Source organism: Hymenobacter sp. UYCo722 (assembly GCF_040547115.1).
In the GTDB taxonomy this organism is placed as follows: Bacteria; Bacteroidota; Bacteroidia; order Cytophagales; family Hymenobacteraceae; genus Hymenobacter.
Genome location: NZ_JBEPPC010000006.1, coordinates 40,407 through 66,365, shown reverse-complemented (window position 1 = coordinate 66,365; position 25,959 = coordinate 40,407). Strand labels below are relative to the sequence as shown.

At 62.5% G+C, this 25,959-nt stretch carries 20 protein-coding genes and 1 riboswitch; of the genes, 2 read left to right on the top strand and 18 right to left on the bottom strand.

Going from position 1 to position 25,959, the window contains the following annotated elements; all coding sequences use genetic code 11:
• Positions 1-9 precede the first annotated feature (9 nt).
• From ABIB44_RS14630 to ABIB44_RS14545, 18 genes are all read right to left on the bottom strand, one after another.
• Entirely contained in the window at positions 10-2,565 is a 2,556-nt protein-coding gene (locus tag ABIB44_RS14630) for a DUF5686 and carboxypeptidase-like regulatory domain-containing protein (RefSeq protein WP_354585391.1), read from the bottom strand.
• 217 nt (positions 2,566-2,782) lie between these two features.
• Positions 2,783-3,079 carry a hypothetical protein gene (locus ABIB44_RS14625; RefSeq protein ID WP_354585390.1) on the bottom strand — a complete coding sequence of 99 codons (297 nt, stop codon included), beginning with the start codon at positions 3,077-3,079 and terminating at the stop codon, positions 2,783-2,785.
• A 168-nt stretch (positions 3,080-3,247) separates the two neighbouring features.
• On the bottom strand, positions 3,248-4,582 hold the full coding sequence (locus ABIB44_RS14620; RefSeq protein WP_354585389.1) for a family 1 glycosylhydrolase: 1,335 nt from the start codon (positions 4,580-4,582) through the stop codon (positions 3,248-3,250).
• Between the two features lie 147 nt (positions 4,583-4,729).
• The gene (locus tag ABIB44_RS14615) at positions 4,730-6,400 is read right to left on the bottom strand and encodes a GMC family oxidoreductase (protein WP_354585388.1); all 1,671 of its coding nucleotides are present in this window, start codon (positions 6,398-6,400) and stop codon (positions 4,730-4,732) included.
• 119 nt (positions 6,401-6,519) lie between these two features.
• Complete coding sequence (locus tag ABIB44_RS14610) at positions 6,520-7,125, bottom strand: gluconate 2-dehydrogenase subunit 3 family protein (RefSeq protein WP_354585387.1); 606 nt, start codon at positions 7,123-7,125, stop codon at positions 6,520-6,522.
• Positions 7,126-7,267: 142 nt separating this feature from the next.
• A complete protein-coding gene (locus ABIB44_RS14605; protein WP_354585386.1) occupies positions 7,268-8,791 on the bottom strand; it encodes a M20/M25/M40 family metallo-hydrolase in 1,524 nt (507 codons plus the stop codon).
• Positions 8,792-8,911: 120 nt separating this feature from the next.
• Positions 8,912-9,058, bottom strand: coding sequence for an MFS transporter small subunit (locus ABIB44_RS14600; protein ID WP_354585385.1), 147 nt, complete (start codon positions 9,056-9,058; stop codon positions 8,912-8,914).
• 48 nt (positions 9,059-9,106) lie between these two features.
• Entirely contained in the window at positions 9,107-10,501 is a 1,395-nt protein-coding gene (locus ABIB44_RS14595; RefSeq protein ID WP_354585384.1) for an L-lactate MFS transporter, read from the bottom strand.
• Between the two features lie 238 nt (positions 10,502-10,739).
• On the bottom strand, positions 10,740-11,672 hold the full coding sequence (locus tag ABIB44_RS14590; RefSeq protein ID WP_502916496.1) for an SDR family oxidoreductase: 933 nt from the start codon (positions 11,670-11,672) through the stop codon (positions 10,740-10,742).
• A gap of 159 nt (positions 11,673-11,831) precedes the next feature.
• Positions 11,832-12,617: an MIP/aquaporin family protein gene (locus tag ABIB44_RS14585; protein WP_354585383.1), complete on the bottom strand. Its 786-nt coding sequence runs from the start codon at positions 12,615-12,617 to the stop codon at positions 11,832-11,834.
• A gap of 103 nt (positions 12,618-12,720) precedes the next feature.
• A complete protein-coding gene (locus ABIB44_RS14580) occupies positions 12,721-13,920 on the bottom strand; it encodes a PA14 domain-containing protein (RefSeq protein ID WP_354585382.1) in 1,200 nt (399 codons plus the stop codon).
• 66 nt (positions 13,921-13,986) lie between these two features.
• Positions 13,987-14,427: a putative signal transducing protein gene (locus ABIB44_RS14575; protein ID WP_354585381.1), complete on the bottom strand. Its 441-nt coding sequence runs from the start codon at positions 14,425-14,427 to the stop codon at positions 13,987-13,989.
• Between the two features lie 93 nt (positions 14,428-14,520).
• Positions 14,521-15,033 (bottom strand): hypothetical protein, encoded by a 513-nt coding sequence (locus ABIB44_RS14570; RefSeq protein WP_354585380.1) that lies wholly within the window; start codon positions 15,031-15,033, stop codon positions 14,521-14,523.
• A 107-nt stretch (positions 15,034-15,140) separates the two neighbouring features.
• Positions 15,141-15,650 carry an energy transducer TonB gene (locus ABIB44_RS14565; RefSeq protein WP_354585379.1) on the bottom strand — a complete coding sequence of 170 codons (510 nt, stop codon included), beginning with the start codon at positions 15,648-15,650 and terminating at the stop codon, positions 15,141-15,143.
• A gap of 695 nt (positions 15,651-16,345) precedes the next feature.
• Positions 16,346-17,302: a methylenetetrahydrofolate reductase [NAD(P)H] gene (gene metF, locus ABIB44_RS14560; RefSeq protein WP_354585378.1), complete on the bottom strand. Its 957-nt coding sequence runs from the start codon at positions 17,300-17,302 to the stop codon at positions 16,346-16,348.
• Positions 17,303-17,400: 98 nt separating this feature from the next.
• Entirely contained in the window at positions 17,401-21,090 is a 3,690-nt protein-coding gene (metH, locus tag ABIB44_RS14555; protein ID WP_354585578.1) for a methionine synthase, read from the bottom strand.
• 187 nt (positions 21,091-21,277) lie between these two features.
• Positions 21,278-21,386: riboswitch (SAM riboswitch) on the bottom strand.
• A gap of 115 nt (positions 21,387-21,501) precedes the next feature.
• On the bottom strand, positions 21,502-22,725 hold the full coding sequence (locus tag ABIB44_RS14550) for a molybdopterin molybdotransferase MoeA (protein WP_354585377.1): 1,224 nt from the start codon (positions 22,723-22,725) through the stop codon (positions 21,502-21,504).
• 156 nt (positions 22,726-22,881) lie between these two features.
• Complete coding sequence (locus tag ABIB44_RS14545; RefSeq protein WP_354585376.1) at positions 22,882-23,949, bottom strand: SDR family oxidoreductase; 1,068 nt, start codon at positions 23,947-23,949, stop codon at positions 22,882-22,884.
• A 245-nt stretch (positions 23,950-24,194) separates the two neighbouring features.
• Here ABIB44_RS14545 and moaC point away from each other — a divergent pair, with 245 nt between their 5' ends.
• Together moaC and ABIB44_RS14535 are read left to right on the top strand one after the other, a co-directional pair.
• Positions 24,195-24,686 carry a cyclic pyranopterin monophosphate synthase MoaC gene (moaC, locus tag ABIB44_RS14540; RefSeq protein WP_354585375.1) on the top strand — a complete coding sequence of 164 codons (492 nt, stop codon included), beginning with the start codon at positions 24,195-24,197 and terminating at the stop codon, positions 24,684-24,686.
• A gap of 8 nt (positions 24,687-24,694) precedes the next feature.
• On the top strand, positions 24,695-25,897 hold the full coding sequence (locus ABIB44_RS14535) for an NTP transferase domain-containing protein (protein WP_354585374.1): 1,203 nt from the start codon (positions 24,695-24,697) through the stop codon (positions 25,895-25,897).
• Positions 25,898-25,959 lie beyond the last annotated feature (62 nt).

Sequence of the window (25,959 nt, the reverse complement as noted above, 5' to 3'; positions counted from 1 at the left end):
TCGCCGCCGCTAGAGGCGGAACTGAGCGCTGAGCTTCACACCGAAATTCTGATGCTCGGGGTGCCGGGCGTCGATAACGGTTGGCTGGTCACGATAAGTCAGGCGGTGCAGGAAGTCGACCCGGAGAAACTTGAAGATGTTTTCAATGCCGTAGCCTACTTCCACGTAAGGCTCGCGGATGAGGCCGGGCAGGCGGTTGGAGTTGCCGTTGGCCCGCCGGGCCCGGTCAGACAGATTGCCGTAGAGCACGTTAACGGTACCCACCAGCCGCCAGTTCAGCGTGCGGATGCCGGGGAGGGAGTTCAACAGCAGGCCTTCGAAATGCTGGTCGAGGCGCACCGATACCGAGCGGTCGGTCACGAACTCGAAGTAGTTCATCAGGTTGAATGCGTTGGCATTATAGAAATAGGTCTGGTTGCCCAGCGGGGCCTTCAGAATGATGTAGGGCAGTGCCGACGGAATGTAGTTGCCCTCGACGCGGTAGTTGAGCCGCCCAAAATAGCCCACCGATAAGCTGTGCGTAACAGCCAGGTTGAACTTGTGATACATGTTCTGGCCCCGGAACCAGTCGATGGAGCCCAGCGTGTAGCGGAAGTTGAATACCGGCCACCGCTTCAGGCCCACGGCGCGGCGGCGGTTCTCGCTCTGCACCAGCGTTTCGTCGGGGGCATAGCGCGATTCCGACACCAGCTCGCCCAAGCGCAGGTTGTCGGAGGGCGGCGCATCGGTGGGGCGGCCGGGCAGGGTGGGCACGCCCAGCGGCAATACCGGGTCCATGAACTGATAGCGTAACGTCAGGGTCTGGGTGAAGCCATGGAACAAGTCGCGCTGAATGCTCAGCGACGTGAGGTCGCGCATCACGGGAATGCCCTGCTTGAAGCGGCCCCAGCGCGAGGCGGTAGTAAACAGGTTGTTGTTGTCGAGAAAATCGTTGTCGAGCAGTGCGGCCTGTTCGAGGTCGTGCCGGAACTCGGCCGATATCACCGTCCAGTGCCGGCGCTCGGCGATGTAGCTCTCGCGCACGCCATACTTAAAGCGGCCGTCCTGGGTGCCATAGGCAAGGTATACCTGGGTCAGCCAGTCGCGGCTGATGAGCGGCGTAGTGCGGAAACCAATCCGGAAGCGGCTGCCTTCCACGTTGTTGTTCGCATATATCCCCGCAATCGGCCCAAAGTCGAGCTTGCCCACGCGTTTGTAGCCGTTCACAATCAGGTCGACCCAGTCGAGCAGGTTGCGCACCGAGGGCAGTGACTTGGCCGAATCGAGCACGGCAAAGGTCTGGCGCTCGCTCAGGCTCAGCGTGTCGGGGCGGTGGGCATCGAAATAGCCACCCCCTCCGCCCTGGGGCAGTCCGGCGAGCAGGCCCCCGGCGGGGCTCTCCACCACGGGCTCCATCAACGACGATACGATGGGCTGGTCGTAGAAGCCCGATTCGTCGTGCAGCTTATTTCGCACGAAGTTGCTGCTCACGGTGGTGTAGCGAACGAGCATGGCCGCCTGCTTGGCCGAAGGCCGCACGCTGATGAGCAGCTTGGTGCGCGTAGGCAGGCCGGGGCCGTCGGCGGGCGAAGTCAGCTCCTGGGCCACGCGCAGGTCATTCACAAAGTTGATGTTGGCCTCGGGGCTGGCCACCAGGTCGGCCCGGCGCAGAGCATAGCTCTCGGTGGTAATCCAGATGGTGCCTTTGAAGGCCAAATCATGGCTGCGCTTGGGTGTAACGGCAATCCGGTAGCAAAAGTCCTTGCCCACGAACACCGAATCCTGCAGGTCGTAGTCGTAGGTGCCGCGCCCGCCCTCGGCAATGGGCGAGATAAAGTCCTTGCCCAGCACGTTCTGCCAGTTGGGATAAAAGTCGAAATTCTGAAAGTTAGAGCCCAGCATCTGCGAAAGCACCGAGCCCTCGCGCGGGCCTACGCCGCGCATCTGCTTGTGCAGCAGGTCTTCGCGGCGGCGCAGCGGGTTGTTGCGCTGGTACACCCGCGAGCCTACCTCGGAGGCAAATACCGGCAGCGGGGCATCGGGGTCGCCTACGGCGGCGGCACCCTGGCGCACGGCCAGCGCCCGAATATCGCGGATGGCCTTGCGCTTGTTGAGGGAAGCCGGCAAATCAATCAGGCTGGTTTCGATGCGGTTGTACGAGTCGTACTCGGCGGCCTTCAGGGCGGTGCGCTCGTTCTCGGGCTTGTGCTTCTGCACCTCGCGCAGGATGCGAAAGGCCGGGTTCTCGGGCTGGCGCGAGCTCACGAATACTTCGCCCAGCGTAACGCCGCCAGCTTTCAGCCGAAACAGCACCGATTGCGCGGCCGCGTCGCTGAGTTTGCGGCGCTGGATAGCGAAGCCAATGGCCGAAACGGCGATGGAATCGGGCGAACCCGTGACGCTGAGCTTGAACTTGCCATCGGCATCGGCCGTGACGCCGAAACTGGTGCGCGGCACGAAGATGGAGGCGAACGGCACCGGCTCGCCGTTGGTCGCTTCCACTACCTGGCCACTGATAACGATACGCTGGGCGGCGGCGGGCAATGCCCAGAGGCACACCAGGAGCAGCGGAGCAAGAAATTTCATACGGAGTATAAAAGAACCAAATGCCGGAGATGATTAGGGACGGTCCGGCAATTTACGCTAAGCGTAACCTGCTTTAACTAGTTCCGTGCCGATTTTTATAAAATTTATAGCCGCAATTTTAAACTTTAGTTGTTTTCATTTGTCACGGCCGGGTTAACGCTGCCTATTGCCCGCTGAACGGCACTTCCACCGCGACGAAGGATGAATGGCCGAGGACTCACCCCAAAGCCGGGGCCGGCCCGGCCAGCCAGATGATGGTGCCCACCGGTAGCTCCCGGGCAGGGCTAAGGTCGAGCAGCAGGCTCAGCACAGTTGTTTCGGGGCGCGCCACTTCTTCCACGGTGGCCAGACCGGGGTGGCGCGTTCCATCGGGCAGGTGGGCTTCGACGGCCAGGGCCGTGTGCAGGTCGCAGGCCGCCAGGTAGGGCGTGGGCCCATCGGGCAGCACCAGTAGGCCCAGGCCGGGCAGGGGCCAGGCGGCAGCCACGCGCAGGAGCAGTACTGGAGGGGACATCAGCAGGCGAAGCGCCGCACCGGGCACCCGCCCGTGGAACGGCCCGGCCCGACAGAGGTTGCCGCCGCGTGGCGCGGGCGGGCGGGTACTATCGGGAAATCATGCTTTTCCGGCCCTGCCATATCCAAGGGCGCAACACATCCTTAAACATAGTATAGCGGGGCTTTTTTACACTTCTACCTTCAGCGTCGCCGGGGCAGTAGTCACCTCAAACAGCTCGCCGTGGGGCACTATTGTAATCTGGCCGTATTCCTGGAGCAGCATTTTGTAGGCGTCGGCCACGGGGCGGGGCTTGCGGTCGAGGTCGTACAGGCCACAGGGATTCACGGTACCCACTTTGCGCTCCAGGCCCTTGTCCCAGTCAATCTGGTCGATGAGCGAATACCAGGTGAAGCCGAGCACGGGCACGCCTTCCTTGCGCATTCTCAGGATGTTCACCCACTGCTTCCAGAGCCAGGTGGGGCCTTCTTTGGCGTCGAGCACGTTGGTTTCGGTGTGCATCACCGGCTTCTTGTAGCGCTGGTAGTAGTCGTGGGTGATGTTGTACCAGCCCAGCACATCCATGCTGGTTTGGATGGAGCCATCGGGCAGCATGATTTTCTCGTTGCGGCCGTAGTAGTCGTTGCCCATTATCTGGTATCCGGGGGGCTCGCCGGCCATAAACCAGTCGTATTCGCGGCGGGTCATGCCGTTGTCGTAGAGGTAGTTGAGGACCTCACCCTCGGGATGGTGGGCGTAAAGTAAATCGAGCGAGGTAAAGCGCAACTTGTTTTGCAGCTGCACCGCGGGCGTGTGCTCGGCCCGCAGCTCATGGGTGAACTCCGCCGACTCGCTTTGCACGATGATGCAGTCGGGTCGGTGCTTGGCAATTTTTTGGGTGCCCATAATGCTGGCGGCCACCAGGTGCTTCAGGGCCGTCACAAAGGCCTTGTCCGACTTCAGCTGCTCGTTCCAGATGCCATCCTTGGCGCTCAGCTTGGCCGTTACGTAAATCTCGTTTACGGGCGTGTAGAAACGCACCCATGGGTATCGCTTGGCCACTTCCTCGCAGTAGGCCGCGAAATGCACCGGCAGCTCGGGGTTCTGGAAGTTACCGATGAAGTCGGGCACGCCAAAGTGCATCAAATCCAGAATCGGCGTGATTTCCAGGCGGCGGATTTCGGCCATCGCGGCATCAGCAAACTCCCAGTCGTACTTGTCGGGGCTGAGTTGGATTTTGTAGTAGGGCAGGCCGTAGCGCAGCACTTTCAGGCCCATCTCCTTCACCAGTGCCAGGTCCTCTTTGTAGCGGTTGTAGTGGTCGCATTCGGCTAGCAGGTCGCGGCGGGTTTTGCCGTTATCGATGGTCGGGTAGCTGCACTCAATGCCCGTGGCGAACATGAAGTTGTTGGGCAGGCCGGTAGGCAGGCCGTTGCCATTGTGGCCCTGCGCGCCACCAAACTGGTCGCCCTCGTAGTTGCCATCGCCAAAATGGTCTGTGATTTCTGTGAGGAATGATTTCATGGGATTTGTTTATTGAAATCCAGCACGTCATGCTGAGCTTGTCGAAGCATCTCTACCGCGCAACTAATTCATTTTACTATGGCAGTAGAGATGCTTCGACAAGCTCAGCATGACGTTCAGTTAATTGTTCTGTAATCCATCCCGCCGCTACTTCAGGCTCTCCAAAAACTTGTCTGCCGTGCGCAGGCTCAGGGCCATAATGGTCAGGGCCGGGTTCACGCTCAGGGCGCTGGGGAAGGTCGAGTTGTCGGAAATGTAGAGGTTGGGCACGTCGAAGGCGCGGCCGTTCGCGTCCACCACCGCATCGTCGCCGCTTTTGCCCATGCGGGCCGTGCCGATGACGTGCGCGTAGCGCTGAAACGACCAGATATCGGTCGCGCCAGCAGCTTCCCAGATGCCGCGCATGATTTTCTCGGCGTGGGCATTCATGCGATGCTCGTTTTCCTGGGCCGTGAAATGCAGGCGCGGCTTGGGCAGGCCGCGCGCGTCTTTTTCTTCGGCCAGCTCCAAGAAGTTGTCGGCGTGGGGCAGGCAGTCGCCCAGAATATTGATGCCGGCAATGTGGTTGAAGTTGCGCATATAGTCGCGCAGGGGCTGGCCCCATAGCTTGCGGCCCCGCGCCACCTGCCCGGCAAACGTCACCGGCATCACGCCGATGCTTTGAAGCAGATAGCCGCCGGCAAAGTCGGCTCCGGCGGGCCGGTGGGTGTCCTGCGAAATCAATCCGCCGGGAATGCCCTTATTTGGCCGCACCTCGTCGGCAAACGTGCCCCACACCTGCAGGCCGGGGTGGGCCATCAGGTTGCGGCCCACCTGCCCGCTGGTTAGTGCCAGCTCATTGAGCAGCAGCAGGCGCGGGGTTTCCACCGAGCCGCCGCAGAGGAACAGGTGGCGGCAGCGCTGGCGCTTTTGCTCTCCGTTCTGGGTGTACACCACGCCGGTGACGTAGCCCCGGGCATCGCGCTCAATCTCCGTCACGAAGCTGTTGGGCCGGATATCGGCCCCGTGCTTCACGGCCAGCGGAATAAACGTCACGTCCATGCTCGACTTGGCCCCGTTGGAGCAGCCGGCCTGGCAGAAGCCGCGGTTGGTGCAGGCCTCGCGCCAGCCCACGCCTTCCTGGTAGTACCGTGCCGAGAGCGCCGCATTGGCGGCCGGCGAGGTTTTAATGCCCAGCTTTTCCGCGCCGCGCACCATCAGCTGGGCTGCGCTATTCAGCGGCAGTGGGGCTAGCGGGTAGCCCTGGCTACGGGCGGGCCCCCAAGGGTAGGGGGTGGGGCCGGAAACTCCGATAAAGCGCTCGACTTCATTGTAGTAGGGCTCCAACTCCTCGTAGCTCACCGGCCAGTCCTCACCCTGCCCGAAGTCGCGCCGGATGTGCAAATCATCAGGCAGCGGGCGGGGGGTGTAAGCGGTGTAGTGCAGGGTGGAACCGCCCACACCGGTGCCAGAATTGTTCTTGCCCATGGCCAGTGGGTCGCCGCCGGCGGCCAGCCGCTCGTCGTTCCAAAACAGGAAATCCTGGGCTTTCTCGTCGGTGGCGAAGTCGGTTGCGGGGTTGTGCCAGGGGCCGGCTTCCAGGGCCACTACTTTGAGCCCAGCTTGGGCCAGGCGGGCGAGCAGGGGCGCGCCGCCCGCACCCAGTCCAATCACCACGCAGTCTACTTCATCGGCCTCAGCCGGAATTGCTTGCGGCTGTTCCTTTGGCGTGTTGGCAGCCAAGGGTTCTTCGGCCATTAGCGAGCGTAGTAGTGGGTCCTGAATTTCGGGCTGAACAGGGTTAATGACGCCTTCTTCGATGATTTCTTCGTCGGGCATAATGGGATTAAGTAAATTCGGATTGAGGTAAAATGTCCGTCATCCTGAGCGGAGCGAAGGACCTTATCACCGTTGAATTATTGCTATTCATTCAACCGTAATAAGGTCCTTCGCTGCGCTCAGGATGACAAGGGGCTCGGCTCTCTTTCTTCTTTCTCATTCAAGCCGATTTTCGACCACTTGGGCAGGTCGGCCATGCCAACGTAGCCGATTTCCTCCTGGGCCAGCGGGTGGGCGTAGTAGGTTTCCGTGAGTTCGGCCAGCATTTCTTCGAAGAAGCGGCTGGCGTCGAGGGTTTCCCAGGCGGTGCCGGACGGGGTGCCTTCGGCCAGCGCCTGGATTACGGCATGCTGCTGCTCCGCATTCAACCCCATAAAATCGGCCTGAAACAGCCCCTGCGCAATCTCCTGGATGCCGCCCAGGCCCAGGCGATAGGCCTCGCGGTCGGGCGGGAGGGCGTCGTAGCGCCAGCCGTCGGCGCGGCCTTCGGTGAGGCGCTGGTCTACGCTGGGAGCCAGGGCAATGGGGTTGTCGGGCCGGTCGGGCTGGGGAAAGAGGCGGGCGGCCACGGCTTCGAGCAGGGCGTAGGTTTCGGGAGCCAGAAACTGCGGCTCGTAGGCTGGCGCATCGAGACGGGCCTGCAGCGCAGCGCGGGTGGCCTCAGAAACGTGCGGCGTAGCAAGCAAGGCGCGTACGGTGCCGGGCGGATAAGTGGGAGCGGACATAGGCGAACGTAAGTCAGAAACGAGGCCAGCACCGCCAGCCCCCTTGATAACTGCTTACGGACAGAATCTTCCCGGGGCTGATGGCCGAGGCTGAAATTTCGTGGCCGCCCCGCCCCCACATTTGCGGTTGTGGCCGCGCCGGCTACTTCAGCTGCATAATCGCGGCCATCGTTTCGAGGCCTTCCCAGAGGTTGCCGAGGCGGATGTTCTCGTTTTCGGCGTGCTGGTTGTTGTCGTAGTTGGCCACCGGCACCGTGATGGTTTGGGCCTTGAGCTGCTGCTCGAACACGTAGAGCGGCAGGCTGCCGCCCATGGTGGGCAGCACCACCACGGGGTCGGTAGTGGTGGTTTGCACGGCCGCGATAATCTGGCGGGCAATGGGCAGGTCGAGGCGGGTGCGCTGGGCGTTATAGCCGGGCTCGGCCTGCACCTTCACCAGCAGCGGAAATTGGGCGCGCTCGGCATCGGTGGGCTCGGCGCTGAGGACGTGGTAGCCCTGCGCCTCGATGTGGCGCACCACTTTCTGCACCTGGCGCTGGGCGTCGTTGCCGGGCACGAGGCGCAGGTCGAGGACGGCCACGGCGCTGGTCGGAATCACGTTGGCGGCGGCCGGGTACACATTGGCGCTCTGCATGCCGTTGAGGTTGAGCGAGGGCTGGTTGAGCAGCTCCACCAGCGTCTGGCCGGTGCCGTAGGGCCGCGCGAAGCCCAGCTCCTGCCGGATGGTTTCGTCGAGGTTGGGCACCTGGGCCAGGGCGGCTTTTTCGGCCGAGCTCAGCGGCGTCACATCATCGTAGAAGCCCGCCACGCGCACCCGGCCGGTGCTGTCCTCCATCGAGGCGAGCAGGCGGGCCAGGGCCAACCCGGGGTTGGGGGCCCAGTTGCCGTAGTGCCCGCTGTGCAGGGGCCGGCGCGGGCCGTACACGGTCAGGCGCATGTTCACATCGCCCCGCGCTCCGAATACCACCTGTTTGCGGCCCGACTGGTGCACCGGCCCGTCGCAAATCACCCACACATCAGAAGCCAGCCGGGCCTTGTGCCGGGCCAGAATCTCGGCCAGGTGCGGCGAGCCCCGTTCTTCCTCGCCCTCAAAAAAGAATTTGATGTTGACGTTCGGCTTGAGCTTGCTGGCTTTCAGGGCCTCGTAGCCGGTCAGAATGGCCATCACGCCGGCTTTGTCGTCGGAAGCGCTGCGGGCGTAGAGCCGCCAGTCGGGGTTGAGCGGCTGGCCGGCGGCGGGTAGTTCAGTCGGCTGCCCGCCCCGGTCGAGCGGGCCGGTGGCCAACTGCGGCCGAAAGGGCTGCAGGCCGTAGCCCCACTGCGCGGGGTTCACGGGCTGGCCGTCGTAGTGCGCATAAAAAATGACGGTGCGGGTAGCGCCCGGCACGCGCACTTCGCCAAATACCACCGGCGGCACGCCCGGCGTGGGCGCGGCCAGCAGCTCGGTGGCAATACCGCGCCGCCGCATCATGCCCTGAATGAACTGCGCCGTGCGCCGCAACCCGGCCGTATCGGCCGCCACGTTGGAGATGGCCACCAATTGCCCAAACTCGGCCAGCAGCTCCCGCTCGTGCGCTTGCCGGAACTGGCGTACCCGTTGCGTGGGTGGGGCGGCCGGGGCGGCGGCGAGGAGCGTGAGCAGGGCGAGGGGCAGGAGGGTTTTCATGGGGGCAAGGTAAGGCGTGGGGTTATGTTCTGGGTGAGGCGCACGCGGAGGGCGACTGCTACCCACACAAAAAAGCAGCCGACCCACCGGGCCGGCTGCTTCTTCAGTTCCTTTATTCTGCTATTGAAACAGCGTCAGCGCCTTGATGAAGGTTTGCGACACGCCCCAGGCGAGGGGAATGCCCACAAAAAGCCAGGCGATGACCAGCGCGCCCGTCGAGCTGGTTTCGGCCGCCGGCGTGCCGGCGTTGTTGGGTTGAGGATTCATATCGGAATTAGCTGGAGATGAAAAGAATGGCGCTTAGTGTCCGCCGCCTTAGGGCGTAACGGGGCCTTTTTCGAAGTATTTCTCGTTCACGGCCGTCACGGCGAAGTTGGCCAGCAGGCCTACTACCAGCACACCCGCCATGGTGTAAAACACCGTTTGGTAAGCCGCCGAGCCAGTGAAGCCCTGCGCCTTACGGCTCTCGTGCAAATAGTTGACGATGAGCGGACCCACCACGCCGGCCGTGCTCCAGGCCGTGAGTAGCCGCCCGTGGATGGCACCTACCTGGTACTTGCCAAACAGGTCGGACAGATACGCCGGGATGGTCGCGAAACCACCGCCGTACATGCTGATAATAACGCAGGCCACCACTACATAAAGCGTGAGCTGCAGGTTATGGCCCAGCGTAGGAATGAGCAGGTACAGCGCAATGCCGAGCGCAAAGTAGATGGCGTACGTCACCTTGCGGCCCATCTTATCCGACGCCGACGACCAGAAGAAGCGCCCCAGCAGGTTGAACAGGCTGAGCAGGCCCACGAAGCCCGCCGCCGCCGCCGCCGTCACAAACTTGCCGCCGCCCATCGCGGCCTTTGAGAAGGTATCCTGAATAAGCGGCGAAGCCGTTTCGAGCACGCCGATACCGGCTGTTACGTTGGTCATCAGCACCACCCACAGCAGCCAGAACTGCGGCGTTTTGATGGCGTTGTCGGCCGACACGTTACCGGTCGTAATCAGGGCGTTGTGCTCGGCGTTGGGCACGTAGCCAGCCGGAGCCCAGTCGTCGGCCGGCACCCGGATGGTCCACACCCCAAACTGCATGAACAGGAAGTAGATGATGCCCAACGTGATGAACGTAGCTGCTACGCCCAGCGTGCCGGTGCTTTTGAAGTGCGCCATCAGGGCCACCGACAGCGGGGAGGCAATCATCGCGCCGCCGCCAAAGCCCATAATGGCCATACCCGTGGCCACGCCCTTGCGGTCCGGAAACCACTTGATTAGCGTGCTCACCGGCGAAATGTAGCCCAGGCCCAGCCCGATGCCGCCCAGCACCCCGTAGCCCAGGTACAGCAGCACGAGGCTGTGCAGGTGAATGCCCAGCGAGCCAATCATAAAGCCACCGCCGAAGCAGAGCGCGGCCGCCATCATGGCCTTGCGCGGGCCCACACGCTCCAGCCACTTGCCAAATATGGCCGCCGACAAACCCAGCAGCACAATGGCGATGGAGAAAATCCAGCCAATCTGGCCCGGCGTCCAGTCCGTGGGGGCCGGGGCATCCACGTTGCCGCTGATGAGCGCCCCGAGGGGCTTTTTGAACACGCTGAAGGCGTACACCTGCCCGATGGCGAGGTGAATGGCCAGCGCCGCCGGTGGTACCAGCCAGCGGTTGTAGCCCGGTCCCGCAATGGTGCGGCTGCGGTCGAGCAAAGAAGAGGAATTATCGGCCATGTAACTAGTGGGAATTGATGTGAAAGAAGAAAATGGAAAATACCGTTACCAAGGGGTCTAACACCCTGAAAACGCGTAGAAAGCGGCAAGGTAATCGGCTGCTTCGGTGGTTGATTATTCGCAGCGCGAAAACTTTGCTAAACAGCTATAGCTGGCAATGGCTTCGTCCGAATAAAAAGAACGTCATGCTTCGGCTGCGCGGACGCCAGATGGAGCACGACGTTCTTTTTGTCCACAGCTACTCGTCGCTGCTGAGCTTGCCACCAGTTACGTGCACGAGGCTGCCGGTCATAAAGGAGCCGTCCTGCGAGGCCAGTAGCACGTAGGCGGGGGCCAGTTCCTCGGGCTGGCCAGGACGCTTGAGGGCGACCTCGTGGCCGAACTTCTCGATTTCCTCAATGGGCATGGTGGCCGGGATATTGGGCGTCCAGACCGGGCCGGGCACTACGCAGTTCACCCGAATGCCTTTTTCGCCCAGGTACAGCGCCAGTGATTTAGTGAGGGCATGAATACCGGCCTTGCTGGCCGCATAATCCACTAGAATGGGGATGCCCGTGATGCCCACGATGCTGCCCGTGTTGATGATGCAGTCGTCCTTCTTCAGGTGCGGAATGGCGGCCTGCGCCATCCAGATGTAGCCCAGGATATTGGTGTCGAAGGTGCGGCGAATCTGCTCCTCCGGGATATCCTCGAACTTCGCCTGGCTCATCTGGAACGCGGCGTTGTTCACCAAGATATTCAGCCCGCCCAGCTCGGCCATGGTGCGGCGCACGGCCTGCTTGCACTGCTCGGGGTCGCGCACGTCCATTTGCAGCAGCAGGCACTTGCGCTTCTCCTTTTCCACCATTTGCTTGGTTTTCTCCGCGTCTTCCACGTTTTCGTTGAATACGATGGCTACGTGCGCACCTTCCTTGGCGAAGGCAATGGCCACGGCCCGGCCAATGCCGGAGTCGGCTCCGGTGATGATGGCGACTTTGTCTTTTAGCTTGCCAGCGGCTTTGTAGTTGGCCAGGTCTGAGTCGGGCTGCAGTTTCATGTCGGCCTGTTTGGCCGGGTAGGGCAGCTTTTGAGCGGCGGCCTTCATGTCCTTGGCCGTGGGGCGGCGCTCGGCTTTGGCGGGGGCGGCTTTTTTAGCCGGGGCTTTGGCGGAATCAGTCTTTTTGGCGGGCATAGCAGCGTAGAAAATAGTGTGCCCCTGCTTACGCGAAAAAAGGAAAAATGGCCGATGCCAAACCGCCAGCCAATGGTCTGGGTGGCTGGTGCAGCAACCATTGAGCAGCACTGGTCCACGCGGCCCAACCGCTTGTGCCAACCCCTTCCGCGCCCGTCGCTACTCGGCCGAATAATCCGGGTACACCGGCGGGCGCTCGGTAGGGGAATGGCGACGTCGCCAGCGGCCGTACACTATGGCCGTGACCCAGGTAGCAGTCAGCGGGCCCACAAAATACAGCCACAAGCCCGGGCTGCCCCCAGCGGGCATGGCGCTGCCCAGCGTGCGTGCGGGGTTCAGGCTCATGCCCGAAAGTGGGGCCTCCACCACCACAAACAAGGCCAGCAGCAATCCTACGAAAGCGCCCGTCCATTGCTTGAGGCGGGCCGAGTGCAGCGATGACAGCATCACCATCATCAGCGCCCCGGAAATCAGGATTTCGGCCCCCAGCGCAATCACCCAGCCGTAGGCACCCTCGGGCGGACGGGTGGTGTTGTAATGTACCGCCGGGTGGCTAAACCACGGGGCCAGCAGCCAGAAGATGGCCACGCCAGCCACCAGTGCCCCCGCAAACTGCGCCACCACGTACCAAATAGCATCGGCCGTCCGGATGTGGCCCAGCTGCCAGAAGCCCAGCGTCACGGCCGGGTTGAAGTGCGCCCCCGAGCGCTTGCCCCAGGGCGAGTAGGCCATGGCCGCCACCAGCCCGCCCACTATCAGCCCCACCCCAAGGCGCTGCACCCAGGCATGCGGCCCCAGCGCCCGCGCCACCGCCGAGCTGGGGTGAAAGCAAACCACGGCCGCCACGCTCGAAAAAATGAGAAAAGCCACGAGCCCGGCCGCCTCCACTAGGTAGTGGGGCCAGTGGCGGCGGAGGGTGCGCAACAAGTGAGTGGCAAACAGCATAACTGGCGGATAGAGGCTGTTGCAACACCAACGCACCGGGGAAGTTGGCCGCCGCAACCCGAACGCATACGGGTTTTCGGACGCGATGGGGAGGAAGGCGGCGCTAGAGCCGGCGCAGCACTACGCGGCGGTTGCGGGGGCGCTGGGCCGGGTCGGTGTTGTCGGCCACGGGCTGGGTACCGCCATAACCCAGCGGCCGGAGCTGGGCCGTATTCACGCCGTGGGCCGTGAGGTAGAGGCACACGGCCTCGGCCCGCTGCTGCGAGAGCTGGCGGTTCAGCTCGGCATTGCCCACGTTGTCGGTGTGGCCCTGCACCTCCAGGCGCAACGTGGGCTGAGTGCTGAGAATAGTGGCCAATTGATTGAGTGCCGTGCGAGAAGCAGGTAGGAGGTGTGCCTTTCCCTGCTGGAAATAAAGCTCGGGCAGGGTCACGGTTTCACCCACGGCCAACTGGCGCAGGCGGGCAGCACCGGCGGAGTCGGCCCGCAATGGGCCAGGCTTGGGAGCAGGAGGCAGTGCCAAGGCGGTTGGTTTAGCTACCGCCAGCGGCGGTGCGGCCGGGCGGCGCAGCGGTGGTGCTGGTCGCACCGGCCGTTTGGTAACCAATGGCGTCGCTACTGGAATGGCTTTGGCTGCTACCGGCACTTTGGGCAGCGGCTTCGGTGGGGCCACCGCCGCGGCCTCCGAAGCTACGGCGGGCCGGGGATTCTGGCGAAACAAAAACTGCGTTGGAATGGGCGCGGGGCGGGGCGTTTCGGCGGTCATGCCCCAAAGGTTGCGCCACGACGAGGGAGCCTGCGCCGCCCCGGGGCCGGGTGGCTCCCAGGTAATAAAAACGCGGGTATCCATGCTGTATTGGCAGTAGTCGACCCGCAGGCGGTAGGGCTCGTCGGCTCGCAGCTCCACGGCGGCGGTGTAATTACTCAGGGGTTGCCCGCGCCACTCGTTCATAATCAACTGGTCGTTCAGCCACAGCCGAATGCCGTCGTCCACGGTCACATGAAAAAGGTATTTGCCGCTGGTTGGGGGCACCAGCCAGCCCGTCCAACGCACCGAAAATAGCTCGGCCCCGAGCCCCGGTGCGGGCGGTTGCTGGCCCCAGTTGAAGTTGATGGTAGCATCGCGGCGGGTCAAAACGAACTTTTCGAAATTCGTCCCTTCGTAGTAATCGCCTTTCAGGCCGTCGCCCGTCGGGAGAGGTGCCTGCGCCCATGCGGGCGCACCCGGCAGCCACCACGCCAGCAGCAACACCTTCGCAAGCAATAGCGGCCGCCCAAGCCATCGGTGGTGTACGCTGGTCATGCGGTAGTAACGCTACTGTCAACGCTTTAGTGTTAATCCTCAAGGCTAATCAGGCGCTGCCGTGCGCTACTTGAACTCGTTGCCGCAATGGAAGCAGTGGTAGCGCTTGCCCCGCACCGGAAACCGCAGCAGCACCGACAGCACCGACTCCCAGAACCCGTATGTGTTGCGCGTGGCGGACCCGTAGGCCACATCCGATGACCCGCACCGGGGGCAGCGGGGCGTCACGGGGTCGGGCGCATCGGCAGCGAACGATTCCACATCCGGCCCGGTGGCCCGGGGCACGGGTTCAGCGTGCAGTATTTCCAGGGCCGCCTGCGCGTCGGCTTGCCGCACGTGCAGCCGTACTCCGCCGGTAATTGGGCTATAAAGCGGCATTATCGACACCAGGTTCTCATTGCTGAGAAAGCACGGAATGCCCGCCGCCTCGAGCCGGGTGCGGGCCAGGTTGGCCGCCATCGGCTCGTAGAACGATTCGAGAAAAACGACGGAATCGGGGCGGGACATGGCAGAGCAGGGTTGCGTGTTGAGTTGGTCAGGTTGTTCACAAATTGGGTTCAACTGCCAACTTAATCACCAATCCTTAACATTCAACAATCCTTATTTTGGCTGCTGCCGGGTAGCGGCGTCAATGCCTTTCACGGCGTGGCCGGCCTGCAGGCTCACAAATTCGGCCTGGCGGGCGCGCACGCGCACTTCGTCGCGGGCGGGCATGTCCAGGCGCACCTGCTTCAGCTGGTCGTTCAGGCGCTGGTACACGGCGCGGGCGTAGTCCCAGTCGCGGTCGGTCCAGGTGGCGCGTTGGGTACGGGTTTCGCGCACCAGCTGGCCGTAGGCCGCAGGCAGGTCCTGGGGCGTGAGGGCGTTTATCTGGCCGTTGTAGGGCCCCATTAGCTTGGCCTCAATGGCCAATTGCTGGCGCGGGTCGAGGGGCCGGGCACGGCGGGCGCGGTTGGTTTCGTTGTAAGAGGCCGTGGCTTTGCCCACACGGGCCAGCTTACGGGCGGCCGTGCGGGCGGCACTATCCAGCTCGTGGCCGGCCTCGCGCACGGCTTCCTGCCGGTCGCGGGGCGTCGAGTCGCAGCCGGTGACCAATAATGCAGCCAGCAGCATGCCAGCCACAGATTTTAAGCCCGCCAGCCGGTTACGTAGTTCACCTTTCATCGCACAAACACAGTAGTTGGGTTGCAAATAACGGCCACCTTGGCCGCACCTGCCCTCTACTGCTGCGCCAGCCGAAAGGTTAGCGTCAACTCGTATTCGGCCACAATATCCTGGCCACTCACCTGGGCGGGCACCCACTCATTCGGGATGGTTTTCACCACGCGCAACGCCTCCTGGTCGCAGCCCGCCCCAATGCCGCGCAACACGCGGTGGTTGATGGCTTTGCCCTGGGCATCCACCGTGAAGCCGATGGTGACCTGGCCCTGCACGTTGCGGTCCTGGGCCTGCTGGGGGTATTGCAATTGCGTGGTATAAGCTGCCAGGGCCGCGTCGCCCCCAATAAACAGCGGGGGGCGGTCTACCATGCGACGCTTCCATTGGCCGGGAGCCAGTTCGGTATTGAAGTTGAGGTCGCCCGAAGGCCGGTAGAATAGTAGCTGCCTGGCCGAATGGTCGTAGCGCTGCACCACCACTACCTCCTTCGAGGCTGTGATGCCATAATATTCCCATACGCCCACCTTGGTGCGCTTATCAAGCAGGCCACTTTCCCACTTCGTGGAATGCATTTTTTGAGCGTAGGCTGGCGCTGCCAGGAGAAAAGAGACTAAAAAAAATAGAGAGTAAATATAATATTTCATAGTAAGTGGGTGGGTTTGGAGGTTAGAGAGAGCCACAAACAATACTTGAAAACGTTTGCGGACTCGCAATATAATAAAAAGTTCTATTTTCAGACCCCTCACACTTGGGTTTCCACCCGTGCTTGGTTGGTATTGTTATTAATTTTACAGACCCGGGTGCTGATAATTTAATGATTTAAGTTATTGGTATAGATAACAATAATTTTATTTCCGCTCGGCAATAGCTCATGAATGACTATGTAATGAAAAGCGTAGGCAAAATGCGGAATAGTAAGAACCTTTATTGGTAAAATTATATTAAAAATTACTAATAGCTCTGCTTTCAGTCGAGCGCAGTAATTCATTGGTGGGTAAAATCAGACCATTGAGCATACGTTTGCTCAGCCTCAAAAGCAGATGGCTAGACATATTTTGTTGGATTAATCCGAGCTGAACCAATTGCTGGCGAACTATACCAACCCTGCCAGCCGGTAACACAAGCTAGCAGGGGGGCATGGTGCTGAGCCTCGTATTGAGTGCTCCGGCTGAGACTGCATTAAAAAAATGGGCGGGTAGCTCGTAAGCCACCCGCCCCATCAACTATTTCCTGCTGGCCGGCTGTTGCAGGCGGATGGTAGCCGCCGCTAAAACAGCTCGGCCGCTACCCGCCGGATGCTTTCCGACTTGCCCATGGAGTAGTAGTGCAGGCAAGGTACGCCGTGGGCCATCAGCTCGCGGCTCTGGTTGAGGCACCACTCGATGCCGATGGCGCGGGCCGCCTCATTGTCGCGGCACTGGCTGATGGCTTCTACCAGCGGCTCGGGCAGGTTGAGGTAAAAGGTTCTGGGCAGCATGGTGAGCTGGCTTTTGGTGGTCAGCGGCTTCAGACCCGGAATGATGGGCACGGTGATACCCGCGTCGCGGCACTTTTTCTCGAACTTAAAAAACTCTTCGTTGTCGAAGAACATCTGGGTCACGATGTACTCGGCCCCCCGGTCAACTTTGTGCTTCAGGAAGCGGAGGTCGGAGGCATAGTTTGAGGCCTCAAAGTGCTTCTCGGGGTAGCCCGCCGTACCGATGCAGAAGTTGGTAGCCCACGTATCGTCCTGCTCCTCATCCAGGTACTCGCCCTTGTTCAGGTTGGCCACCTGGCCGATGAGGTCGCAGGCGTAGGCATGGCCGTCGGGCTCGGGTTTGAAATGGCCTTCCGATTTGATGGGGTCGCCGCGCAGGGCCAGGATGGAGTCGATGCCCAGGAAATGCAGGTCAATCAGCGCGTTCTCCGTCTCCTCCTTCGTGAAGCCGCCGCAGATGAGGTGGGGCACAGTGTCGACGTCGAAGCGGTTTTTGATGGCCGCGCAAATGCCCACCGTGCCGGGCCGGCGGCGCACGGTTTTCTTTTCCAGCAGGCCGTTGGGGTGGTGGCGGTACACGTATTCCTCCCGGTGGTAGGTCACGTCGATGAAGGGCGGCTTGAACTCCATCAGCGGCTCGATGTTCGAGAACAGCGTGTGGATATTTTCGCCCTTTTTGGGCGGCAGTACCTCGAAGGAGAAGAGGGTTTTGCCGTTGGCTTGGGCGAGGTGGTCGGTAACTTTCATGTTTAAGCTGTTAGCTTTTAGCTGCTAGCTATTAGCTCTTGGCAGTAAGTATTTTAAGGGCACGAGCTAATAGCTAGCAGCTAAAGGCTAACAGCCAATTATTTTGGTTCGTAGTTCAAATTCGGCATCAGCCAGCGCTCCAACTCGGGCAGCGGCATGTGCTTCCGCTGGGCGATGTCTGCTACCTGGTCAACCCCAATCCGGCCTAGCCCAAAGTAGCGCGAGTCCGGGTGGGCATAGTACATGCCGCTCACCGAGGAGGCCGGGTACATGGCCAGGTTTTCGGTGAGGATAATGCCGGTCTGGCTCTCGGCATCGAGCAGCTGGAAGAGGGTTATTTTTTCGGTATGGTCGGGGCAGCCGGGGTAGCCGGGGGCGGGGCGCACGCCGCGGTATTTCTCCTGAATGAGGTCGTCGCCGGTGAGGTGCTCATCGGGCGCATAGGCCCAGAATTCGCGCCGTACCCGCTCGTGCAGGCGCTCGGCGAAGGCTTCGGCCAGGCGGTCGGCCAAGGCCTTCACCATGATGCTGGAGTAGTCGTCGTGGTCGGCATCGTACTGCTCAATCAGCTTTTCGATGCCGATACCGGCCGTCACGGCGAAGCCGCCCAGGTAGTCGGCGCGGCCGGATTCCTTGGGGGCCAGGAAATCGGAGAAGGCGACATTGGGAATGCCGGGGCCCTTCTCGCCCTGCTGGCGCAGCGTGAAAAACTCGGTAGTTACGGTTTCACGCGAGTCGTCGGCGTAGATTTCGATGGTGTCGTACCCCTGCGTGTTGGCCGGCCAGAAACCCAGCACGGCGCGGGCCGTGAGCAGCTTCCCATCAATGATTTTGGTGAGCATGGCCTGCGCATCCTCGAACAGCTTGGTGGCGGCTTCGCCCAGCGTGGCATCGTCCAGGATGCGCGGGTAGCGGCCCTTCAGCTCCCAGGTGTGGAAAAAGGGCGTCCAGTCGATGTAGCGGGCCAGCTCGGCGAGGTCGTAATCTTCGAGCACCTTGGTGCCGAGGAAGGTGGGTTTGGTAATACTCACCGTATCCCAGTCCGATTTCACGCCGTTGGCGCGGGCGGCTTCGATGGTGAGGTAGTTCTTGTCGCGCTGGCGGCTGGCGTAGTCGGCACGCAGGGCGTTGTAGTCGTCGGCCACGGTCTGGGCGTAGGCGCGCTCACCCGAGCCGAGCAGGCCTGCCGCCACGCCCACCGAGCGCGAAGCATCGTTGACGTGCACCACCGGCCCGCTGTAGGAGGGCGCGATTTTCACGGCCGTGTGCAGGCGCGACGTGGTGGCCCCGCCAATGAGCAGGGGGATTTTCAGGCCGCGCTTTTCCATGGCCTGGGCCACGTACACCATCTCATCGAGCGAGGGGGTGATGAGGCCGGAGAGGCCAATCACGTCGACCTGCTGGCGCTGGGCTTCGTCCAAAATCTTTTCGAGCGGCACCATCACGCCGAGGTCCACGATGTCGAAGTTGTTGCAGGCCAGCACCACGCCCACGATGTTCTTGCCGATGTCGTGCACGTCGCCTTTCACCGTGGCCATCAGGATTTTGCCGGCCGTCTGGCGCTCCGAGCCCTGCTTGTCGGCCAGTAGGTAGGGTTCCAGGTACGCCACGGCCTTTTTCATCACGCGGGCCGATTTCACTACCTGCGGCAGGAACATTTTGCCAGCCCCGAACAGGTCGCCCACTACGTTCATGCCAGCCATCAGCGGGCCTTCGATGACTTCGAGCGGCCGCCCGACCTGCTGCCGTACTTCCTCGGTGTCCTCGTCGATAAATTCGGTAATGCCCTTCACCAGCGCGTGTTGCAGGCGCTCCCACACGGGCAGGCTGCGCCAGGCATCGGCCACTACTTCGGCCTTGTCCTTCTGCTTCACCGTGTCGGCAAATTCCACGAGGCGCTCGGTGGCGTCGGCGCGGCGGTTCAGGAGCACGTCTTCGCAGAGCTCGAGCAGGTCCTTCGGAATCTCATCGTACACGCCAAGCTGGCCGGGGTTCACAATGCCCATATTTAGCCCCGCCCGGATGGCGTGGTAGAGAAAGGCCGTGTGCATGGCCTCGCGCACCAAGTCGTTGCCGCGGAAGGAAAAGCTGATGTTCGAAATGCCGCCGCTGGTGAGCGCGCCGGGCAGGTGCCCTTTAATCCAACGCACGGCTTCGATGAAGTCGATGGCGTAGTTGCGGTGCTCGTCCATGCCCGTGCCCACGGTCAGGATGTTGGGGTCAAAAATGATGTCGGACGGGTCCATGCCCACTTCCTTGGTCAGGATGTCATAGCTGCGCTGGCAGATTTCCTTGCGGCGTTCCAGCGAGTCGGCCTGGCCGTTTTCGTCGAAGGCCATCACCACCACGGCGGCCCCGTACTGGCGCACCGTATGGGCCCGCTCACGGAAAACGTCTTCGCCCTCCTTCAGTGAAATCGAGTTCACGATGGGCTTGCCCTGCACGCATTTCAGGCCGGCTTCGAGCACGCTCCACTTCGAGGAGTCAATCATGACGGGCACCCGGGCAATGTCAGGCTCCGAGGCGATGAGGTGCAGGAACGTCGTCATCACCTGCTCCGAATCGAGCATGCCCTCGTCCATGTTGATGTCGATGACTTGGGCCCCTTCCTCCACCTGCAGGCGGGCCACGGCGAGGGCTTCCTCATACGCGCCGGTGCGGATGAGGCGGGCGAAGGCGCGCGAGCCGGTCACGTTGCAGCGCTCACCCACGTTCACGAAGAGGCTATCAGGGGTGATGTTGAAGGGTTCGAGGCCGGACAAACGCGTGGCGTTTGAGTTAGAAGTTAAAAGCGAAGCGTTAAAATCCATCACTGGCTTTTCTCCGGATTCTAACGCTTCACTCTTCACTTTTAACTGTTTCAACGCTCGCGGCTTGTACTGCTTCGCCAGCTTGCTCAGCTCCGCAATGTGCTGGGGCGTGGTGCCGCAGCAGCCGCCCACCACGGTCACGATGCCTTCCTTGAGGTATTCTTCCACCAGCGCGGCAAATTCCTGGGCCGACTCGTCGTAGCCGCCAAAGGCGTTGGGCAGGCCGGCGTTGGGGTAGGCCGAAATGTGCACGTCGGAAATCCGGCTCAGTTCCTGCACGTACTGGCGGAGCTGGTCGGCCCCGAGGGCGCAGTTCAGGCCCACGCTTAGCAGCGGCAGGTGGCGGATGCTGTTCCAGAATGCCTCCACCGTCTGGCCACTGAGGGTGCGGCCGGAAGCGTCGGTAATCGTACCCGAAATCATGACGGGCACTTCGCGGCCCCCTTCATCGAAGAACTTCTGCACGGCGTAGAGGGCCGCTTTGGCGTTCAGGGTATCGAAAATGGTTTCGATGAGGAGCGTGTCCACGCCGCCATCCACGAGGCCGCGCACCTGCTCTAAGTAAGCCGTAGCGAGCTCATCGAAGGTCACGGCGCGATAGCCGGGCCGGTTGACATCGGGCGAGAGCGAGGCGGTGCGGTTGGTGGGGCCGACGGCCCCGGCCACGAAGCGCGGCTGCTCGGGCGTGGTGTACTCGTCGGCCGCCTCGCGGGCCAGGCGCGCCGACTCGTAGTTCAGCTCGTACACGACGTGCTCCAGGCCGTAGTCGGCCTGCGCGATGGTGGTGCCCGAAAAGGTGTTGGTTTCCACCATGTCGGCCCCGGCGGCAAAATATTCGGCGTGGATGCCCTTGATGATGTCGGGCCGGGTCAGGCTCAGCAGGTCGTTGTTGCCGCGCAGGGGCTTGGGGTGGTCGGCGAAGCGGGTGCCCCGAAAATCCTCCTCCGTGAGCGGGTGGCGCTGAATCATGGTGCCCATCGCGCCGTCGAGAATCAGCAGGCGCTGGCGTAGGAGCTCGGGAAGCAGGTGGCGCGAGGCCAAATCTTCGCGTGCCGGAGAAATCTGGGGAAGGGTAGGGGCGGAAACGGACATTTCTTTCGGGGTCGAATAGCAGCGTACAGGCGCGTATCCAGAAAGAAACCCGGGCGCGAGCGTCCGGTTCCGGCTGTCATCTTCTTTCACCAAAAAACGCGGTGAAACGGGAGTTGGCACCTACTCGTGGTAGGTTGCCAAGACGTCATCGGGCCCGGTCCCTCGGTCTTTCTGGATAGCAGCGTGATGCGAAGATACGACGGAAGCACAATCTTGGGTAATCCGAGAATCCATCGAGCATCATGCTTCGACTGCGCGGACGCCAGATGAAGCACAACGTTCTATTAGCCGAAAGCGCTACAATGTCCACGCCAGCCACACGCTGCCCGCCGCGAACACGGTTGGCTCCGGGGGCAGCTCCAGAAACGCGGTGGCCCCCAGCAGCCCGGCCAAATCGCCGGAACCGCCCACCCGTAGCGGCGTGGCCAGGCGGCGGCCCTCCGCGTCCACGGTCAGGCGCACGGGTACAAAGTGCGTTAGCTGGGGCTTAAAGTTGATGTCGACGGTGAGCATGGCCGGCATCGGCGCTTCGGGCACCGCGGCCGTTTCGCCGGCTTCGGTGGGCTGCTGCACGGCGCGCAGCCAGGGCCGCACGTAGCGGCAAGCCGTGAGGAACGTGGACACCGGATTGCCGGGCAGCCCGAAAACCACCGGCCCGCCGGCCCGCGCCCCAAACCACATGGGCTTGCCGGGTCGCTGCTGCACTTCGTGGAATATTTCCTCGACGTGTAGCTCGCGCAGCAGGCCGGGCAGGTGGTCGGCGCGGCCCTTGCTCACGGCCCCGCTCAGCACCATGACATCGAAGCCGGCGGCCAGAATATTGGTGAGGCCCACGCGCAACTCTTCCACGTTGTCGGAGAGGTGGAACAGCGAAACCTCGGCCCCCGCCTGCGCAAACAGCGCCTGCAGGGCATACACGTTGGAACGTCGAATCTGGTGCGCCAGGGGGGTGGCCGATAATCCCACCAGCTCGTCGCCGGTGCTCACCACGGCCAGGCGCGGGGCGCGGGTCACGGCCAGTTCGGCCGCGCCCACGGTGGCGGCCACGGCCAGCTCAGCGGGGCCGAGGCGGGTGCCGGGGCGCAGCAGGGTATCGCCGGCGTGGCGGTCGGCAGCCTGCTGGTGAACGTTGACGCCGGGCGCGCCGGGCGGCGGAATCTGGATGGTGGCGCGGTTGTCGTGCAGCAGGATGTCTTCGTAGCGAACCACCGCATCAGCTCCCACGGGCAGCACCGCGCCGGTCATCACCTCCACGGCCTGCTGCGGGCTGGGCAGCGCACGAGTTGGTTCGCCGGCGTACTGGGTGTGCGCGATTTCAAATTCCGACTGGCCGCCGGCCCAGGCGGCAAAGGCCACCGCGATGCCGTCCATCGCCACCCGGTTGAAGGGCGGAAAGTCGCGGTCGGCCGTGAGCGTTTCGGCCAGGATGCGGCCAGCGGCGTGGGGCAGGGCCAGGGTTTCGGACGGCAGGGGGCGGGCGGTGGCCAGCACGCGGGCAGTGGCTTCGGCGGGGGAAATCATGGAAAGAAAGGAGTATTAGATGGCTTGTGGGGATAAGTAAAACGTCATGCTGAGCGCAGTCGAAGCATCTCTGCCGCAATACTAAATTGATTACTTGTGCGGTAGAGATGTTTCGGCTGCGCTCAGCATGACGGGCTGGGTGCCTTTCTGCAGCGCCTACGGAATCAGCCGGTCTTCGCGCAGCTGGGCAAACAAGTCAAAAAAGGAATCCTCCGTACTTTGATACACCGTGAAGCCCCGCTTGCGGCTATTGGCCATATCCGTCATCACTTCAATGGGCCGACCCAGGTCTAAATCGGTGTGCCAGGGCGATGCCAAGCGGCTCAGGTCGGCCTCGGTAAGGTCATTTTTTGTGGCGATGTCACGCCATAGGTCCGCATCGCCGGCCATTTCTGCTTCGAGCGGATGAATGGTGCCATCGAAGCCGACGGGCTCAATGCCGAACCATTCGGCCAGACGGCCCCACAGCTGGCTCCAGCGGAAAATATCGCCGTTCACCACGTTGTAGGCTTCGTTGCGGGCGGTTTCGGTGGTGGCGGCCCACACCAGTTGTTTGGCGATGACTCGGGCATCGGTCACGTCCGACAAGCCGTCCCACTGCGCCTGCGAGCCGGGCCAGCAAAAGGGGCGGCCGGTTTGCTTGCAGATGCTGGCGTACACGGCCAGCGTGGTGCCCAGGTTCATGAGGTTGCCCACGGCTTTGCCTATAATGGTGTGCGGCCGGTGGATGCTCCAGGTGAAGCCATCGCGCTTGGCTGCGGCGTATACTTCGTCTTCCTGGGCGTAATAAAAATTGTCGAGCGGCAGCCGGGGCTGCGACTCACGCAACGGGGTGGGGGGCGGCACCCCACCACTCACGTAGGCCTCAAATGGCCCCAGATAATGCTTCAAGCCGGTCACCAGGGCTACGTGCTGCACTGAGTGCTTCGGGCCGAGGACGGCCAGCAGATTGCGCACCATGGCGCTGTTCACGCGGATGTTCTCGGCCTCGGTGTCATTGCGCATCCAGCTGGTGATGAAGACGTGCGTGGGGGCAATAGCAGCCAGCGCCTTTTCCAAGCTGGCGACGTCCATTAAATCGGCGGCCACGGGCTGCAGGCCGGCGATGGCGGTACTGGGCCGACGGGCCAGGCCATAAGTGGGCCATTGCTGAGCCAGCAGCTCTTGGGCCAGGTTGCTGCCGATGATGCCGCTGGCACCAACTACTAATGCGGTATTGAACATGATGAAATTGGAGGGGAATGGCGCAGCCCGAAGGGGCTGGCGCGGCAGATGTCGCCAAGGCAGCCGGGGGCGTTTTGGCCCGGCGCTGGGTACAAAACGGCTGCTTGGCGCAATAGTTTGCGGCGAAACAATTGGCCGCCGAGTTAGCTATTAACAATTCTGCCGCAGCCGGAGGTTGGATACGGTGAGGTTATTTTGCACCCGCCCCGCTAACGATTAGACGCAAATATGCGTCGCTACGACCTATGCTGACCAAGAATTTTACCCACGTCAACGCCGCCAACCAGCCCACGATGGTGGATGTGGGGGCCAAAACCCCCACCCGCCGCGTGGCCCGCGCCCACTGCCGCGTGGTGCTGGGCGAGGAGTTGCTGGGCCGCGTGCAAGCCGGCGAGATGCCCTCGCACAAGGGCCCGGTTATCCACACGGCCATCCTGGCGGGCATTATGGGGGCCAAAAAAACCGCCGACCTTATTCCCCTCTGCCACCCGCTGGGCCTCGATGACTGCCGCATCACCATCGAGCCCGACGGTTCCGACGCCCTGCGCGTGGTGTGCACCGCCGTGGTCACCAGCCGCACCGGCGTGGAGATGGAAGCCCTGACCGGGGCCACCGTGGCCGCCCTCACCATTTACGACATGTGCAAGGCGTTTTCGCACGATATTTCCATCGAGGGCGTGCAGCTTATCGAGAAAACCGGCGGCAAAAAGGACTTTCATCGCAGCGAAAATTCGTAACTTTTATCATGGAAAGTAGCGCAACCTCAAGCGTAAAACGCACCAAGCACGCCGCCCTGGCCCGTCCCGATATAGGCGAATTCGGCCGCCATGAGCTGGCCATTCTCGGCGCGCCCTGCGGCGATATCCAAACCCTGGTGGCCCGGCTGTTGCCGTTGCTGGCCCCGGCGCTGCGCGTAGCTTACGTCGATGCCGACCACGCCGCCGGCGATTCTGCCGCTGCTGAAGAAGCAACAGCTGCGCCTGCTAAACCCGTGCCCTACGTGGCCGAAAACGGCCTCTCTGCGGAGCTGGTTGATAAAATCACCTACCGCCAGCTCAATATTACGCGGGCGCTGGATAAGTTCTCGCAGCCCGAGCTGCTGGCCCACGAAAGCGTGGTGCTGGTGAATGGTAACCACTTCCGCGCCCGCCAGCAGGTCGTCATCGTCGACCCGCGCAAGCCGCTGGATAAGAAGCTCGACCGCCTCACCGACGTGCGCCTGATTCTGCTGGCGGAGGGCCAGACCGAGCTGCCCGCCGTGCTGCTGGCGCACCTCAGCGCCGCCCCGCTGCCGCCCGTGCTGCCGCTGGCCGATACCGCCAAAATTGCGGCCTTTATTCGGCAGTGGTACCTGCTGGCGGTGCCGGTGCTGCGCGGCCTCGTGCTGGCCGGCGGCCGCAGCGAGCGCATGCAAACCGACAAGGGTGCGCTCCACTACCACGGCCTCGACCAGCGCCAACACACGGCCGCGCTGCTGGCCGAGTTCTGCCCCGGCGTGCGCGTGTCCGTGCGGCCCGACCAGGCGAGCGAGCTGCCCGCCGGCCTCATCGCCCTGCCCGATACTTTCCTGAACCTGGGCCCGCTGGGGGGCATCCTGTCGGCCTTCCAGGCCGACCCCAACGCGGCGTGGCTGGTGCTGGCCTGCGACCTGCCCTTCCTCACCCGCGACACGCTGGAATACCTGGTGAGCAACCGCCAGCCGGCCCGCCTGGCCACCTCGTTCCGCAGCCCGTGGGATGCGTTTCCGGAGCCGCTGGTCAGTATCTGGGAGCCGCGCGGCTACGGGCAGCTGCTGCGGTTTCTGAGCCTGGGCTACTCCTGCCCCCGTAAGGCGCTCATCAACTCCGATATCGAATTGCTGAGCCCCCCCGCGCCCGACGAGCTGCGCAACGTGAACACGCCGGAGGAGCGGGCCGCCGCCACGCGGGAGCTGGAGCCGCGTCGGTAGCCAGAACAATAAGCTCAGAATATATAAGGGAAGGCGAGCAACTTTATGCCCGTGTCATTCAT

Excerpts from the sequence above, each read along its gene's own strand:
- ABIB44_RS14550 (WP_354585377.1), bottom strand. The coding sequence starts at position 22,725 with ATGATTTCCCCCGCCGAAGCCACTGCCCGCGTGCTGGCCACCGCCCGC.
- ABIB44_RS14585 (WP_354585383.1), bottom strand. The coding sequence starts at position 12,617 with ATGCTGTTTGCCACTCACTTGTTGCGCACCCTCCGCCGCCACTGGCCC.
- metH (WP_354585578.1), bottom strand. The coding sequence starts at position 21,090 with ATGGGCACCATGATTCAGCGCCACCCGCTCACGGAGGAGGATTTTCGG.
- ABIB44_RS14570 (WP_354585380.1), bottom strand. The coding sequence starts at position 15,033 with ATGCTGCTGGCTGCATTATTGGTCACCGGCTGCGACTCGACGCCCCGC.
- ABIB44_RS14535 (WP_354585374.1), top strand. The coding sequence starts at position 24,695 with ATGGAAAGTAGCGCAACCTCAAGCGTAAAACGCACCAAGCACGCCGCC.
- ABIB44_RS14595 (WP_354585384.1), bottom strand. The coding sequence starts at position 10,501 with ATGGCCGATAATTCCTCTTCTTTGCTCGACCGCAGCCGCACCATTGCG.
- ABIB44_RS14590 (WP_502916496.1), bottom strand. The coding sequence starts at position 11,672 with ATGCCCGCCAAAAAGACTGATTCCGCCAAAGCCCCGGCTAAAAAAGCC.
- ABIB44_RS14620 (WP_354585389.1), bottom strand. The coding sequence starts at position 4,582 with ATGAAATCATTCCTCACAGAAATCACAGACCATTTTGGCGATGGCAAC.
- ABIB44_RS14575 (WP_354585381.1), bottom strand. The coding sequence starts at position 14,427 with ATGTCCCGCCCCGATTCCGTCGTTTTTCTCGAATCGTTCTACGAGCCG.
- ABIB44_RS14565 (WP_354585379.1), bottom strand. The coding sequence starts at position 15,650 with ATGCATTCCACGAAGTGGGAAAGTGGCCTGCTTGATAAGCGCACCAAG.
- ABIB44_RS14615 (WP_354585388.1), bottom strand. The coding sequence starts at position 6,400 with ATGCCCGACGAAGAAATCATCGAAGAAGGCGTCATTAACCCTGTTCAG.
- ABIB44_RS14625 (WP_354585390.1), bottom strand. The coding sequence starts at position 3,079 with ATGTCCCCTCCAGTACTGCTCCTGCGCGTGGCTGCCGCCTGGCCCCTG.
- ABIB44_RS14600 (WP_354585385.1), bottom strand. The coding sequence starts at position 9,058 with ATGAATCCTCAACCCAACAACGCCGGCACGCCGGCGGCCGAAACCAGC.
- ABIB44_RS14605 (WP_354585386.1), bottom strand. The coding sequence starts at position 8,791 with ATGAAAACCCTCCTGCCCCTCGCCCTGCTCACGCTCCTCGCCGCCGCC.
- ABIB44_RS14610 (WP_354585387.1), bottom strand. The coding sequence starts at position 7,125 with ATGTCCGCTCCCACTTATCCGCCCGGCACCGTACGCGCCTTGCTTGCT.
- ABIB44_RS14545 (WP_354585376.1), bottom strand. The coding sequence starts at position 23,949 with ATGTTCAATACCGCATTAGTAGTTGGTGCCAGCGGCATCATCGGCAGC.
- ABIB44_RS14580 (WP_354585382.1), bottom strand. The coding sequence starts at position 13,920 with ATGACCAGCGTACACCACCGATGGCTTGGGCGGCCGCTATTGCTTGCG.
- ABIB44_RS14630 (WP_354585391.1), bottom strand. The coding sequence starts at position 2,565 with ATGAAATTTCTTGCTCCGCTGCTCCTGGTGTGCCTCTGGGCATTGCCC.
- moaC (WP_354585375.1), top strand. The coding sequence starts at position 24,195 with ATGCTGACCAAGAATTTTACCCACGTCAACGCCGCCAACCAGCCCACG.
- metF (WP_354585378.1), bottom strand. The coding sequence starts at position 17,302 with ATGAAAGTTACCGACCACCTCGCCCAAGCCAACGGCAAAACCCTCTTC.